This is a genomic window from Corynebacterium maris DSM 45190 (assembly GCF_000442645.1).
GTDB classification, from domain to species: Bacteria; Actinomycetota; Actinomycetes; order Mycobacteriales; family Mycobacteriaceae; genus Corynebacterium; species Corynebacterium maris.
In genome coordinates, this window is record NC_021915.1 from 1,946,031 (window position 1) to 1,959,280 (window position 13,250).

Here is a 13,250-nt window from a genome sequence, read left to right on the forward strand (position 1 = left end):
ATTTCCTTCGCTCAAGTGGGATTTTCTTCCCAGCGTAGTTACCCGGGGTGGTCCTCGCCCAGCTGCCTGAACAGCGCGGCGTTGCAGGCGAAGGCCTGGTTGGCCTCGGACAGCAGCTCCTGCGTTTGCCGCGCGGTCATGGGCAGCGTGTCCATGAGCGCGCGGTAGTCCGCCAGGTAGCGCTGCGGGCATCCCAACGCCGCAAAGTCGGAGAAGTTGCGCCCCTGCTCGCCGACGCCGTAGTGGCGGGCGACCTGTTCGCTGATGCGTTGCCCGCCGGTCAGGTCCCCCAGGTAGCGGACGTAGTGGTGGGCGATGACGGCCGGTTCGTCGTTTCCGATGCGAAAGAGGCGGTCGACGTAGACCGTGGTGGCGGGGCGCGGGACGATGGTTTCCAGCCAGTTCTCGCCGACGAGGTGGACGAGGTCGGCTTCCAGGGCGTGAGTGCGCTGCAGCCGGGAGTCGGCGAGGCAGGACAGCAGTGCCCCGGTTTCGGCGTGGCAGACGGTTTCCTCGAGCGCGGTGTAGACGTACCAGAGTTGGCTGAGCCAGTCGGTGTACGCTTCCCGGCTGAGGTCGCCACTGGTCAGCCGGGTGAGAAAATCGCCGTGGGCCACGGCGTCGTGGTGGCTCAGCGTATGTTGCCGGAGTCGCTGTGACAGCAGTGCGGTGGAGGAGATCATGACGGGCTCCTTTCTTGGGCCAGGGGGCGGGGTCAGGGACGGGCGAGAGATCCGGTGAAGTGCATGACCGGCGGGGCGGTGACGGTGCGGGGCATGAGGGACCTTTCGACACAGCATTTTAGGACAACCTAACAAACTAAAGGCATGCCTAACCTATCCGCGCGTGAGGGAACGCACAATACCTCTCCGGAAATTCAACCGAAAGTTTGCCTCACCGGCCGGGGAGCGCCGCCCCGCTACGATCGCGGGCATGACCACGCTGACCTTCACCGCACTCGAGGCCCCCGCCGACGTCCCCGCCGTCCGGGAGGTCCTGGCCGCGCACGGGCTCGCCGCCCCAGAACACGGGCCGCTGCTGGTGGACGAGCGCAGCGGAGCGCCGAGCTCCTTCGAGGCCTCTTTTTTGGGCCCCGGCGCGACGACCTTCTACGGCACGCTGTTTCACGCCTCCCCCGCCGACGCCGAGCTCGTCTACGACCTGGCCGCGGCAGGAGGACTACTCGTCACCGCCACCCCCGGGCCGCCGCACATCATCGTCTGCGGGCGCACCCACGACGCGGTGGACGTCACCGATGAATCCGTGCCCCCGTGGCTGGAAATCATCTGCTTCGTCGACTCCCCCGCCGAGCTGCGCGACGCGCTGGGCGGCGGCTGGCGGCGGCACCGCTCCCCCTTCGCCGACCGCTATTGGGGCGGGCCCGAGAAGTGGCCGGAGGAGCACCGCTGACGGCATGTCCTTATTTGCCGACGGCCGCGTGCGCCGCCTCGTACTCGTCGTCGGTGACGCGGGCGCCCCAGTCGGCGAAGTCGCCGTCGGCGTCCTTCAGGTTGGCCACGACGTGCACCATGCCGGCGTCGCGGGTGGCGCCGTGCCAGTGGTTGACGTTCGGGCCGGCCCAGGCGGTGTCGCCGGCCTTGATCAGCCGCGGCTCTTGGCCTTCTTCCTGGTAGAAACCTTCGCCGGCGACCACGACGATGAGTTGGCCGACCTGGTGGGTGTGCCAGTTGGTGCGGCCGCCGGCCGCGAAGGTGACGTTGGCCGCCTGCAGTTCGGCGGGCTCCTGCATCGACGCCATGTGCACCTCGCCGGTGAACCAGGCGGGGTTGGCGGGCTTGCCTAAGGGAAATGTGGTGTCCATGGCCACCAGGCTAGTTGCGCTTGTGGAACCCCGTCCGCGGCGTGAACCCGGACGGGTGCTTGCGCTGGGCGGCGGCGTCAGCGACCATCATGCGAAACTGCGGGTTGGTCACCGGCATCCGCGCGACCGAGAACCAGCCCGCCTCGACGTTTTCCTCGTCACCGACCACCGGGGCGTCGTCACCGATGACGCTCAGCCGCAGCGCGATCGACATGTACGTGGCCTGATCTCCGTTGGCGTGCACCACCGGGCTCATCGCCCCGACGCCCAACAGGGCGTCCATCCGCACGTCCAAGCCCGTCTCTTCTTTGACCTCGCGCACGGCCGTGGCGTCGGGGTTTTCCCCCGGTTCGCAGATGCCGGTCACCGGGGTCCACGCGCCGTTGTCGGCGCGCTTGACCAGCAGCACCTCCGGCACCGCCCACGGGGAATCGTCGGTGGAATCGCGCAGCACCACGGCCGTGACGGCCGGGAGCCACAGCGGGTCGTGGCCGATCTTCTCGCGGAGGGTGCGGATGAAATCCGGGGCAGACACTGAAATGGGGCTCCTTGCTTGTCGAGGTCGCCGAGGAAAAGTCGGCTACGCGCCGATTCTAGCTGCCGGGTCTCGTGGCCCGACTCGACTACACTCTGATGCCATAATGAGCAGCCCCTCCTCCGCCCTGCCCGTCAGCGCCACCCACGCCCCGCGGGACGGCGCCCCAGCACCCGCCCGGTCGTCGCGCCGGCGTAACCTCGCCGGACGTGTCGTCACGGTGGCCGCCGCCGTGGCCGTCGCCGTCGGCGCGGTCAGCCTCGGCGCGTGGGAGAGCACCCGCGAGCACGCCGTTGTCGACGCCAGGGACCCCGGCGCGGTCAACGCAGAACCGCCCCCGCCCCCGCCCCCGGCGGATCCTGCGCCGGTGCTCGCCCGGCTGAACCCGCAGTTCATCACGGGCGCCGAGGTCGCCCAGTCCCCCACCGGGCTGACGGTGACCGGCACGGTCCCGGAAGCTACGGTGGCCACGGAGAGCTCCACCCGGGCGCTGGCCGCGCACCTGAACACCTTGACGCGGGATGCCTGCGCCGACAGCGTCTCCGTGACCACCGCCGAGAACTTAAGGATCGACCTGTGGGGGTTCTGCTTCTCCGCGGTGCCGGACGAGGAGCTGGCCGACCTGCTGGTCTACGCGGTCGAGAGCGAGGCGACGCACATCGCGGTCGCCGAGAGCCCCTCCCCGAACTTCCAGCGCCACGCCACCTTGACGTGGATGCCAGCGTCGTCCGTGTCTTATGACCGGGCGCTGGACAGCTGGGAGGAGCTGACCAAGCCGGAGTCGCTGGGCTACATCGCCCTGGCCGCCCACGGCACGGGGCGCATGGGCGAATACATGGACTCCGCCGACGTCACCGCCGACGGGCTGATCTGGGGCTGGAACTCCACCTCCCCACGCCACCCGGTCGACTAAGGCCGGGCGAGCAGCGCCTCCGGGACGACGTCGGAGAGGACGTCCACGATCGTCGGGGTCGGGGTGTACGACAGGGTCATGCCGGCGGCGGCCGGATCGGCGCAGTCCTCGACGGGTGCGCCGTCGGCGCGGGTGCCGGAGACCAGCCCCACGATGACGCGGCGGCCATCGACGGTGGCGGTGACGGGGCCGCCGCTGTCCCCGCGGGCGGCGCACAGCGCGGCGGTGCGGCCCTCTGTGACGGCGAAACCGCCGTCGTCGACGTGCAGCTGCTGACGCTCTTGCCCGCCCGCGACGCCGCAGGTGACGTCCGTGGTGCCGCCGATCTTGCACACCCGCTCGCCCTCGAGTCGGGCGGGCTCGCCCAACAGCAGGTCCGCTGGCTGGTCGGCGGAGCCGGCGAAAGTCATGGGGCGGGTGGAATCGGTGATCTCGATGAGCCCGACGTCGTGGTAGACGTCCGCGGTCAGCGTCAGGTCGGTGTAGATGACGCGGCCGACCTCGGCGGCGAAGTCGGCCACGGTGCTGGCCGTGGTCGGCCACACCAAGTCACCGGCTTCCCCGCAATGCCCGGCCGTGACCGCGTAGGCGCGGCCCGTGGCGTCGGCGAAGCTGAAGGTCGCCGTGCATTCGGTGACGTTAAAGGGCACCCCGGGTGAGGGGTAGGCGTCGGTCAGGTGGAAGGTGGTGCCCGGCGCCCACGGCCCGCCTTCTGCCACGGCGACGTCCGCGGCCGGCGTCGCCTCCCCCGGATCCAGCTCCGTCGCGGCCGACGCCCCGGCTCGGGGATCGGCCGCGTCCAGCCGCTCCGAGGTGTGGTTCAGCCCGGCCCACGCGGTGGCGGCGGCGAGCGCGCCGACGATCACGACGGCGCACAGCCACAGCGCCCACGAGACCGCCCGGCCGCGGTCACGCGTCGTCGTCATCACCCTCGACGGCGGCGTCGTCGTTGTCCTCCGCCTTATCCGCCTCGGCCTGAGCCTTCAGGTCGCGGACGAATTTCTCGGGGTCGAACTCCGTGAAATACTCCGGCCCGCCGAAGAACTCCTGCCCCATGACTAGACCTCCGTGCCCGCGATGGACTCGGCGATGAACGTCTTGACGGTCTCCGCGTCGTTCGGCAGCTCCGTCACGTGACGCTCGGCGTCCAGGATGCCGGCGAAACGCTCCGGCGTCTCCGGCGCCTGGCCGATGGCCTCGGCGATGGTCTCGGAGAACTTCACCGGCAGTGCGGTCTCCAGGCAGACGATCGGGCCGTCGACCCGGCCCGCCCACTCGCGGGCGGCCTTGACACCGTCGGCGGTGTGCGGGTCCATCAGGTAACCCAGCCGCTCGTGGGCGTCGCGGATCGTGTCCACCCGGTCGGCGTGGCTGGAGGTGGCGGACAGGAAGCCGTACTTCTGCGCGGCGTCGGGGAAAGCCTCGTCCTCGCTGAGCGAGAAACCGCCCGCGCGCACCTGCACCCCGAAGAACTCGGCGGTGCGCTCGGCGTCGCGGCCGATAAGGTCGAAGACGAAGCGCTCGAAGTTCGAGGCGCGCGAGATGTCCATCGACGGGCTGGAGGTCTCCTGCGTCTCCGCGGAAGACCGCGGGCGATAGTCGCCGGTGCGGAAGAACTCGTCGAGGACGTCGTTTTCGTTGGTGGCCACGATCAGCTTGTCGATCGGCAGCCCCATCTGGCGGGCGATGTGACCGGCGCAAATGTCGCCGAAGTTGCCCGTGGGCACGCTGAAGGAGACCTGCTGGTCATTCGATTCGGTCACCTTGAGGTAGGAGGAGACGTAGTAGACGATCTGGGCCATCAGGCGGGCCCAGTTGATGGAGTTCACGGCGCCAATCTTGTACCGCGCCTTGAAGTCCGCGTCCGCGTTGACGGCCTTGACCACGTCCTGGCAGTCGTCGAACACGCCGTCCAGGGCGATGTTGAACACGTTCGGATCATCCAGGCCGAACATCTGCGCCTGCTGGAACGGGGTCATGCGCCCGGCCGGGGTGAGCATGAACACGCGGATGTTGTCGCGCCCGCGCATCGCGTACTCGGCCGCCGAGCCCGTGTCGCCGGAGGTGGCGCCGAGGATGTTCAGCTCCTCGCCGCGGCGGCCCAGCTCATACTCGAAGAGCTCGCCGAGCAGCTGCATCGCCATGTCCTTGAAGGCGGCCGTCGGCCCCTGCGAGAGGTGCCCGACGTACAGGCCGTCCTCCAGCTTCGTCACCGGCACGATTTCCTCGTGGTCGAAGACCGGGGTGCGGTAGGCGCGCTTGGCGATCGCCTCGATGTCGTCGGCCGGAATGTCGTCGATGAACAACTTGAGAACTTCAGCGGCGATGACCGCGTAGCCCTGCTCCGCGAGGAGCGCACGCCACGTGTTCAACTCCGCCTCATTGATTTTCGGGTACTCGGCCGGAAGGTAAAGACCGCCGTCGGGGGCCAGGCCGCCGAGCAGGATGTCGGTGAACTTGGCCGGTGTGCGGTTGCTGTCGCGCGTCGAAATGTAATCCACGCCCTCCACCTTATCCCTCCCGGGCACGGGTGTGCGATGCAGGGACTACGGTGTGATCTATGGAAACTGGTGCCACAGACCCCCGGACCCGCCTCACTCGCAGGGCGGTCATCGTCTGGTCCGGCGCGGTGCTGTTCTACATCGTGGCGATCACCGGCCGCACCTCCTTCGGCGTCGCCGGCGTCCACGCCATCGAGCGTTTCGAGGTCGACGCCTCCCGCATCGCCGTGTTCACCGTCGTCCAGGTCGGCGTCTACGCCCTCGCCCAGATCCCGACGGGCCTGCTCATCGACCGTTTCGGACCCAAGCGCGTCCTGTTGACCGGCGCGCTGATCATGGCCGTCGGCCAAATGCTGCTCGGCTTCACCGACGTCTACTGGGTCGCACTGCTCGCCCGCGTACTGATCGGCGCGGGCGACGCCTCCGCCTTCCTGTCGGTCATGCGGATCCTTCCCTACTGGTTCCCGCTGCGCTGGACCCCGCTGTTCACCCAACTGACCGCCAGCCTGGGGCAGCTCGGCCAGTTCATCTCGGCGGTGCCCTTTTTGGCGCTGCTCAATGCCCAAGGCTGGTCGACCGCCTTTATCTCGCTTGGCGCGGTGGGCATACTCGTCGCCCTGGCCGCCGGGGTGGCGGTCTCCGACAACCCCGACGCCGGATCCGACGGCGACCGGGACGACGCCACGGGCGACGACTCAGGCCCGGGTGAGGCGCAGACCGAGATCGAGGCGACCCGCTCCTTCTGGGAGAACCTCGCCTTCGTGCTGCGCCACCCCGTGTGTTGGCAGGCGTTTTTCATCCACTACTCCAGCATGCTGTTCCAGATCATCTTCACCCTGTTGTGGGGCAGCCCCCTGATCCTGCTGGGCATGGGCATGGGCTCCGCGGAGGTCGGGCTGGTGCTGACGATCAACACCGTCACCAGCGTGCTCGCCGGCCCGGTGATGGGCTTCGTCTCCCAGCGCACCGGCCGCAACCGCGACATCGCCGCCTTCCTCTCCGCCCTGACCATCGGTCTCACCTGGATCGTGTTCTTCCTGCCCACCGAGCCGCGGGGGCTGGTGGCGCTGATCGTGGTGAACGTCATCATGGCGTTTTTCACCACCACCTCGAACTTCGGTTTCGACGGCGTGCGCGAAAGACTGCCCCGCACCTCGGTGGCCACCGGCACCGGCCTGGGCAACATGGGTGGATTCGTCGCCGCCATGATCGCCTCCCAGCTGGTCGGACTGCTGCTGGATTTCTCCTCCGACGGCCAGGCCTACGGCTGGGAAGACTTCCGCCTCGCCTGGGGCGCGGTCGTGGGCATGTGGGCCTTAGGCATGATCGGCAGCCTCGTCTCCCGTGCCGCGGTCAAACGCCGCGACCGCGGCACTCCGCCGATCAAGGTCGTCGACGAAGGGTAGACGCCGCTTATTCCACCAGGTACCGCGCCGTTCCCGCGGGATCGGCGAGGAATTCCCGGGTCGCGGCCACGGATTCGAGGTCCTCGAAAGACGTCGGCGTCAGGCCGGCCTCGTTGATTTCCACGATCTGGGCGCCCGGCACCGCCGGCAGGATGGGCGAGTGCGTGGCGATGACGAACTGCGCTCCCCTGCCCGCGGCATGGTGGATCTCAGCGAGCAAGGCCATCTGGCGGATGACGGACAAACCCGCCTCTGGCTCGTCCAACAGATAGATCCCCTCCCCGTGGACGTGTTCGGCGACTAAGTCGAGGATCGATTCGCCGTGGGAGCGCTGTTGCAACCGGGAACGCGGATCAAGCGTGTTGCGCCCGGCCTTCGCTGTCGCGTCGTCGGCGTCGCGGACCAGGTCGAAGTGCGTTTCAGAGCGGAGATAGAACCCGCGCAGGATCGGGGCGGCGGTGCGCACCACGAGTTGGCGGTGCAGCGCGGATTCGGTGCCGGTGCGCCGGGGCCTGCGGGTGGGGTCGAAGCCACCGAGGGGCCCGCCGGTGGCGTCGAAACCCAGGGCCAGCGCAAGGGCCTCCACGAGGGTGGATTTGCCGGCGCCGTTGTCGCCGACGAGGAAAGTCACGGGGGCACGCAGCTCGAGCGCGTTCAGGCGGGCAAGGTGGCGCACGGCCGGCAAGTGGAGCAGGTAGGGCTCGAGGACGTCCTCGAGGGGCGGATGGGAACGAAGACGCAGCGCGGTGACCAGCATGGCCGCCATTATCGCCCGTCCGGCCCCTTTTCGCGCAGATCCTCGATGAGTTCTGCGCCCAGGCCGACGCCCGGCGTGGCGGCGGCGGAGGCGGATGTGTCGGGCACGGGTGAGGTCAGGGAGTCGTTGGAGAGCGCGGCCACGCCTGCTCCGGCCAGCAACGGCAAAGCGGCGAGGCCGGCGGCGACAAAGGTGGCCAGCCGGTCGCGGCGGCGGGTGCGCGGGGTGCGGTCAGTGGTGTTCACGGTGGCGGGGTCCTTCCGGGGGTTGAGGTCCCGCCCAGCTTAAAAGCGCAGGCTAGGAACAGGCCGGTGCCACAATGGCAGCGCCCTGCGGGTTGTCTGGTGAAAGCTTCAGCGGCGGCGGGTGTCGTTCGGGCCGCCCTTGAGCAGTTCGGCGATCAGGCGCAGCGCGGCGTCGGAACCGGTGGTGACGGTGCTGCGCACCTGGTCGGAGATCTGGCCGGCGGCGTCGATGAACTCGTCGGTGTCTTCGCTGGCGCGCCGCGCGATCTTGTCGGCCTGCTGCTCGAGGGTGCTCGGGCCGGTGGTGGGTTCGTCGACGACGATGCTCAGGGTGACCTCGGAACGGTCGTCGCCTTCGGTGCGGACGGTGACGGCGGTGTCGTTGCCGGCGCCAGCCTGCTTGGCGGCTTCGACGATGGCGGCGAGGTCGGCGAAGGTGGCGTCGGTGAGGTTGACGGAAAGGTTCAGGGCCATGGGGATCAGCTCCAAATATGGTCGGGCGTGGGTACTTGTGCCCCCACGCTAACCGAGTCGGGGCACTGGTGGCCCGGGCTCCGGGCGAAAGTCAGGGTCTTTTCAGGGTCTTCCCGCAGTCCCGCGACTAGGTGTATTCGTGGCTGGCGGGCTCGCCCCAGAAGATTTCCTCAACGACGTTGTGCGCCCGGCGGGTCATGCGCAGGTAGGTCTCCAGGAACTCGTGCGGCTGATCCGCGTCGTGCCCGGCGGCGCCGGCGACCTGCGCCAGTTGCGGGCCGGGTTGCGGCAGCTGGTCGTGGCGTTTGCCGCGCACGAGCACCAGCGCGTTGCGGGCGTTGGTGGCCATGAGCCAGGCGTCGCGCAGGATGCGGACCTTCTCGGCGGAGATGATGGCCGGGTCGTCGCGGTGCTCGAGGACGTCGAGGATCTCCAGGGTGGAGGTGTTGTGCAGCTCCGGGATCTCGTGGGCATGCATCATCGTCAACAGCTGCACGGTCCATTCGATGTCGGTGAGCCCGCCGCGGCCGAGTTTGGTGTGGGTGGTGCGGTCCGCGCCACGGGGCAGGCGTTCGTCGTCGATGCGGGCTTTCATGCGGCGGACTTCGCGCACTTGGTCCTCGCCGACGCCGGCGTCGGGATAGCGGAACGGGTCGACGGCGTGCAGGAAGGCGCGGCCGACGTCCGCGTCGCCGGCGACGTGGGCGGCGCGCAGCAACGCCTGTAGCTCCCACGTGTCACCCCACTTGCGGTAGTAGCGGGCGTAGGAGGCGACGGTGCGCACCACCGGCCCGGAGCGGCCTTCGGGCCGTAGCCCCAAGTCGACTTCCAACGGCGGGTCGTTGGAGGGCTTGGCCAGGCGTCGGCGCAGGGATTCGACGATGCCGGAGGCCCAGCGCACGGCTTCGGAGTCTTCGACGCCGTCGGCGGATTCGATGACGAACATGACGTCGGCGTCGGAGCCGTAGCCGAGTTCCTCGCCGCCGAGTCGGCCCATGCCGATCACGGAGATGCGGGCGGGTGGTTCCTCCCACTCGCCGTGGGCGAGGCTGTAGCGGATTTCGGCGCGCAGGGCGGCCTCGAGCACCGCGTTCCACACCAGCGACAGCTCCAGGCACACCTGGTCGACGTCCATGAACCCGAGCAGGTCGGCGATGGCGATGCGCGCCAGCTCCGCCCGGCGCAGCGAGCGCGCGACGGACACGGCCCTGTTCGGGTCGGCGTAGCGCTTGGAGGCGGCGACCAGCGAGCGTGAGACCTGGTCCGGGGCGGGGTCCATCAGCTTCGGGCCGGTGGAGCCGTCGGACAACAGCTTGACGACGTCCGGGGACGCGATGATCAGGTCCGAGGCATAGGGGCTGGTGCCGAGCACGAGCATGAGCCGTTCGGCCACCACCCCTTCGTCGCGCAGGGTGCGCAAAAACCACGTCTTGTCGAAGGCCGCCTCCGACAGTTTCCGGTAGTTGAGCAAGCCGGCGTCCGGATCCGCGGTATCGCCCAAAAACTCCAGGAGGCTCGGCAACAAGATGGCCTGCAGTTTCGCCTTGCGGGAGGTGCCGGACGCCAGGGCGGACAGGTGCTGAAACGCCCGGTCCGGGTGGCGGTAGCCCAGCGCGCCCAGTTGCAGCGTGGCGGCCTGCTTGGACAGCGCGAGTTCGTCGACGCTCATCGTGACCACGGAGTTCAGCAGCGGGCGGTAGAAGAGTTTGGCGTGCAGGTTGGCCACGGTGCGGCGGCGTTGGCGCAGGTCGCGCTCAAGTTCCTCGACGGCGGAGCGCTGCGCCGTGGCGGTGTAGCCGGTGGCGGCGGCCAGCCAGGCCCATTCGTAGTCGTCGTCCTCCGCGGGCAGCGCGTGGGTGCGCCGCAGTCGCTGCAGCTGCAGGCGGTGTTCCAGCAGGCGGAGGAATTCATAGGCGTCGATCAGGGCGGTGCCGTCCTCGCGGCCGATGTAGCCGCCGGTGACCAGCGCGCGCAGCGCTTCCGTGGTGGTGGTCACGCGCAGGGTCTCGTCGCTGCGGCCGTGGACCAGCTGGAGCAGCTGGACGGCGAACTCCACGTCGCGCAGCCCGCCGGCGCCGAGTTTGAGTTCGCGCCTTTGCATGTCGCCGGGCACGTTTTCCAGCACGCGACCACGCATGGCCTGGACGTCGTCGACGAAGGACTCGCGCTGCGAGGCGGTCCAGACCAGCGGGTCGACGATCGCCTTGTATTCGGCGCCCAAGGCCATGTCCCCGGTCATGGGGCGTGCCTTGAGCAGGGCCTGGAACTCCCAGGTCTCCGCCCAGCGCCGGTAGTAGGCGCGGTGGCTGTCGAGGGTGCGCACCAAGGCGCCGGAGCGGCCCTCCGGGCGCAGGTTCGGGTCGACCTCGAAGAAGCAGGCGGAGCTGAGTTTGTTGAATTCCGCGGCCAGGCGGTTCGCCCGTGGGGTGGCGGGCTCGGCGACGAAGATGACGTCGACGTCGGAGATGTAGTTCAGCTCCAGGGCGCCGCACTTGCCCATCGCGATGACCGCCAGGCTGGTGTCCGGGTCGGCGTCGCCGTAGACGGTGCGCACCGCCACGGCCAGCGCGGCGGTCAGCGCGGCGTCGGCCAGCGACGTCAGCAGGCGGGTGACCGTGGTGAAGTCCAGCTCCGGCTGCCCCGCCCCCACCCCGCGGCGGGCGGCGAAGGTGCCGGCCAGGTCGCAGGCGGCGATGCGCATGATCAGGGTGCGGTAGGTCAGCTGCAGCGCCAGCTTCGCCTTCCCGCCGCTGAGCCCGGCGCGGTAGGTGCCCGGGGCGCTCAAGTCGGCGGCGCCGTCGATGGGTTCGGCCTCGACGCTGCGCAGCATCATGGCCATCATCTCGTGGGCTTCGGGGATGGGTTCGGCCAGTTCCACCCAGATCTCCGGGTTGGCGATGAGGTGGTCGCCCAGCAGGGTGGAGCCGCCGGAGAGTGCGAAGAGCCGCACGCGGAGCACGTCGTCGCGTCGCAGCGCGGCGTCGAGGTAGGCTGCGTCGTCGCCGAGGGCCGTCATCAGGCGCCGCAGGGTGTTTAAGGTCATGTCGGGGTCGCCGGCGCCGGCGAGGGTCCACAACAGTTCCACGGAGTCGTCGTTGGCCCACCCCAGCCATTCCAGGTCCTCGGCGGCGTGCGGGCCGGTCAGTCCCAGGGTGGCGGGCGACGGGACGGTGCGCTTGGCAACCACTGCTGTTGTCCTTCTCTTCGATCAGTAGTGCAGGGTGGTGTCGAGTTCGAACGGGGTGATTTGCTCGGTGTAGTTGTGCCATTCATCCCATTTGGAGCGCAGGAAGAACTCGAAGATGTGCTCCCCCATCACCTCGGCCATGAATTCGGAGCGTTCCAGTTCGCGCAGGGCGTCGTCCAGGCTGGTGGGCAGGTCGCGGTAGCCCATGGCGCGGCGTTCGCGGTGGGTCAGGGAGGTCACGTCGTCTTCGGCGGGGTCGTCGAGTTCGTATTCTTCGCGGATGCCCTTGAGTCCGGCGGCGAGCACGGCGGCGTAGGCCAGGTAGGGGTTGGCTCCGGCGTCGAGGGAGCGGATCTCCGCCCGGCGCGAGACGGCTTTGTGCAGGCGGTAGGTGGGCACGCGCACCAGGGCGGAGCGGTTGGAGACGCCCCAGGTGGCGGCGGTGGGCGCTTCGCTGCCGAATTGCAGGCGTTTGTAGGAGTTGACCCATTGGTTGGTCACCGCGGAGATCTCGGGGGCGTGTTCCAAGACGCCGGCGATGAATTGCCGGCCGGTGCGCGACAGCGAGATTTCGTCGTCCGGGTCGTGGAAGGCGTTGTCGTCGCCTTCGAACAGCGAGAAGTGGGTGTGCATGGCGCTGCCGGCGTGTTCTTGGAAGGGTTTGGGCATGAAGGTGGCGTGGACGTTGTCTTGTGCGGCGACCTGTTTGAGGATGTAGCGGAAGGTCATGACGTGGTCGGCCATGGTCAGCACGTCGGCGTGCCGCAGGTCGATTTCTTGTTGGCTGGGCGCGGTTTCGTGGTGGGCGAACTCGGTGGAGATGCCCATGGCTTCCAGGGCGTGCATGGCGCGGCGGCGGAGCATGGGGGATTTTTGGTTGACGGACTGGTCGAAGTAGCCGCCGGTGTCGGTGCGGCGGATCGCCCCGGTGTGAGGGTCGATGTCGAGGACGTAGAACTCGAGTTCCGGGGAGGCCATGCAGGAAAAGCCGTCGTCGGCGGCGGCGGTGACTTGGCGGCCGAGGATGTAGCGGGGGTCCGCCAGTGAGGGCTGTCCGTCGGGGTTGATCACGTTGCAGAACATGCGGGCGGTCTGCAGTTCGGGTTCGTCGTCGTCGAAGGGCAGCACCTGGAAGGTGGAGGGGTCCGGCAGCAGGAGGGTGTCGGATTCGCTGATCCGGGAGAAGCCTTCGATGGAGGAGCCGTCGAAGCCGGCGCCTTCCTCGAAGGTGCCTTCGAGTTCGGAGGAACTCATCATCACGGATTTCAGGCGGCCGAAGATGTCGGTGAACCAGAGCCGGATGAACCGGATGTCGCGTTCGGCGACGGTGCGGAGCACGAATTCCTGTTGTGAGTTCATGTTTCCCACCATACTGAAGGTGTGTTCGGGCAGGTAGGCTGGTTGATAATG

Annotated in this window: 14 protein-coding genes; 3 read left to right on the forward strand and 11 right to left on the reverse strand. The window is 68.7% G+C overall.

Annotated elements, in window-relative coordinates:
• Positions 1-38 precede the first annotated feature (38 nt).
• Positions 39-683 (reverse strand): biliverdin-producing heme oxygenase, encoded by a 645-nt coding sequence (locus B841_RS09140; protein WP_020935212.1) that lies wholly within the window; start codon positions 681-683, stop codon positions 39-41.
• A gap of 250 nt (positions 684-933) precedes the next feature.
• Here B841_RS09140 and B841_RS09145 point away from each other — a divergent pair, with 250 nt between their 5' ends.
• A complete protein-coding gene (locus B841_RS09145) occupies positions 934-1,410 on the forward strand; it encodes a hypothetical protein (protein ID WP_020935213.1) in 477 nt (158 codons plus the stop codon).
• 10 nt (positions 1,411-1,420) lie between these two features.
• Here the strand turns inward: B841_RS09145 and B841_RS09150 are convergent, their stop codons facing one another.
• A complete protein-coding gene (locus B841_RS09150) occupies positions 1,421-1,822 on the reverse strand; it encodes a cupin domain-containing protein (protein ID WP_020935214.1) in 402 nt (133 codons plus the stop codon).
• A gap of 10 nt (positions 1,823-1,832) precedes the next feature.
• Positions 1,833-2,357, reverse strand: coding sequence for an NUDIX hydrolase (locus B841_RS09155; protein ID WP_020935215.1), 525 nt, complete (start codon positions 2,355-2,357; stop codon positions 1,833-1,835).
• 106 nt (positions 2,358-2,463) lie between these two features.
• Between B841_RS09155 and B841_RS09160 the strand changes: the two genes are divergently transcribed.
• Positions 2,464-3,270, forward strand: a complete 807-nt coding sequence (locus B841_RS09160; protein WP_020935216.1) for a hypothetical protein — start codon at positions 2,464-2,466, stop codon at positions 3,268-3,270.
• Here the strand turns inward: B841_RS09160 and B841_RS09165 are convergent.
• The 3 genes from B841_RS09165 to thrC are packed head-to-tail and all read right to left on the reverse strand — an operon-like array spanning position 3,267 to position 5,771.
• Complete coding sequence (locus B841_RS09165) at positions 3,267-4,196, reverse strand: trypsin-like serine protease (RefSeq protein WP_020935217.1); 930 nt, start codon at positions 4,194-4,196, stop codon at positions 3,267-3,269. The two genes, B841_RS09160 and B841_RS09165, sit on opposite strands and share 4 nt — an antisense overlap.
• Entirely contained in the window at positions 4,180-4,326 is a 147-nt protein-coding gene (locus B841_RS13990; protein ID WP_020935218.1) for a hypothetical protein, read from the reverse strand. Before B841_RS13990 ends, B841_RS09165 begins: the two co-directional genes overlap by 17 nt.
• 2 nt (positions 4,327-4,328) lie before the next feature.
• Positions 4,329-5,771 carry a threonine synthase gene (gene thrC / locus B841_RS09170; RefSeq protein ID WP_020935219.1) on the reverse strand — a complete coding sequence of 481 codons (1,443 nt, stop codon included), beginning with the start codon at positions 5,769-5,771 and terminating at the stop codon, positions 4,329-4,331.
• A gap of 59 nt (positions 5,772-5,830) precedes the next feature.
• On the opposite strand from thrC, the gene B841_RS09175 reads away from it, so the two are divergent.
• Complete coding sequence (locus tag B841_RS09175) at positions 5,831-7,177, forward strand: MFS transporter (protein WP_020935220.1); 1,347 nt, start codon at positions 5,831-5,833, stop codon at positions 7,175-7,177.
• 7 nt (positions 7,178-7,184) lie between these two features.
• Here B841_RS09175 and B841_RS09180 read toward each other — a convergent pair whose 3' ends face one another.
• From B841_RS09180 to B841_RS09200, 5 genes are all read right to left on the reverse strand, one after another.
• Complete coding sequence (locus B841_RS09180) at positions 7,185-7,934, reverse strand: AAA family ATPase (RefSeq protein WP_041632256.1); 750 nt, start codon at positions 7,932-7,934, stop codon at positions 7,185-7,187.
• Positions 7,935-7,942: 8 nt separating this feature from the next.
• Positions 7,943-8,179, reverse strand: coding sequence for a hypothetical protein (locus B841_RS09185; protein ID WP_020935222.1), 237 nt, complete (start codon positions 8,177-8,179; stop codon positions 7,943-7,945).
• A gap of 108 nt (positions 8,180-8,287) precedes the next feature.
• A complete protein-coding gene (locus tag B841_RS09190) occupies positions 8,288-8,653 on the reverse strand; it encodes a hypothetical protein (protein WP_020935223.1) in 366 nt (121 codons plus the stop codon).
• Between the two features lie 127 nt (positions 8,654-8,780).
• Positions 8,781-11,840: a bifunctional [glutamine synthetase] adenylyltransferase/[glutamine synthetase]-adenylyl-L-tyrosine phosphorylase gene (locus B841_RS09195; protein WP_020935224.1), complete on the reverse strand. Its 3,060-nt coding sequence runs from the start codon at positions 11,838-11,840 to the stop codon at positions 8,781-8,783.
• Positions 11,841-11,861: 21 nt separating this feature from the next.
• Entirely contained in the window at positions 11,862-13,199 is a 1,338-nt protein-coding gene (locus B841_RS09200; protein ID WP_020935225.1) for a glutamine synthetase family protein, read from the reverse strand.
• Between the last annotated feature and the right edge of the window lie 51 nt (positions 13,200-13,250).

Excerpts from the sequence above, each read along its gene's own strand:
- B841_RS09140 (WP_020935212.1), bottom strand. The coding sequence starts at position 683 with ATGATCTCCTCCACCGCACTGCTGTCACAGCGACTCCGGCAACATACG.
- B841_RS13990 (WP_020935218.1), bottom strand. The coding sequence starts at position 4,326 with ATGGGGCAGGAGTTCTTCGGCGGGCCGGAGTATTTCACGGAGTTCGAC.
- B841_RS09160 (WP_020935216.1), top strand. The coding sequence starts at position 2,464 with ATGAGCAGCCCCTCCTCCGCCCTGCCCGTCAGCGCCACCCACGCCCCG.
- B841_RS09150 (WP_020935214.1), bottom strand. The coding sequence starts at position 1,822 with ATGGACACCACATTTCCCTTAGGCAAGCCCGCCAACCCCGCCTGGTTC.
- B841_RS09190 (WP_020935223.1), bottom strand. The coding sequence starts at position 8,653 with ATGGCCCTGAACCTTTCCGTCAACCTCACCGACGCCACCTTCGCCGAC.
- B841_RS09145 (WP_020935213.1), top strand. The coding sequence starts at position 934 with ATGACCACGCTGACCTTCACCGCACTCGAGGCCCCCGCCGACGTCCCC.
- B841_RS09200 (WP_020935225.1), bottom strand. The coding sequence starts at position 13,199 with ATGAACTCACAACAGGAATTCGTGCTCCGCACCGTCGCCGAACGCGAC.
- B841_RS09180 (WP_041632256.1), bottom strand. The coding sequence starts at position 7,934 with ATGCTGGTCACCGCGCTGCGTCTTCGTTCCCATCCGCCCCTCGAGGAC.
- B841_RS09165 (WP_020935217.1), bottom strand. The coding sequence starts at position 4,196 with ATGACGACGACGCGTGACCGCGGCCGGGCGGTCTCGTGGGCGCTGTGG.
- B841_RS09175 (WP_020935220.1), top strand. The coding sequence starts at position 5,831 with ATGGAAACTGGTGCCACAGACCCCCGGACCCGCCTCACTCGCAGGGCG.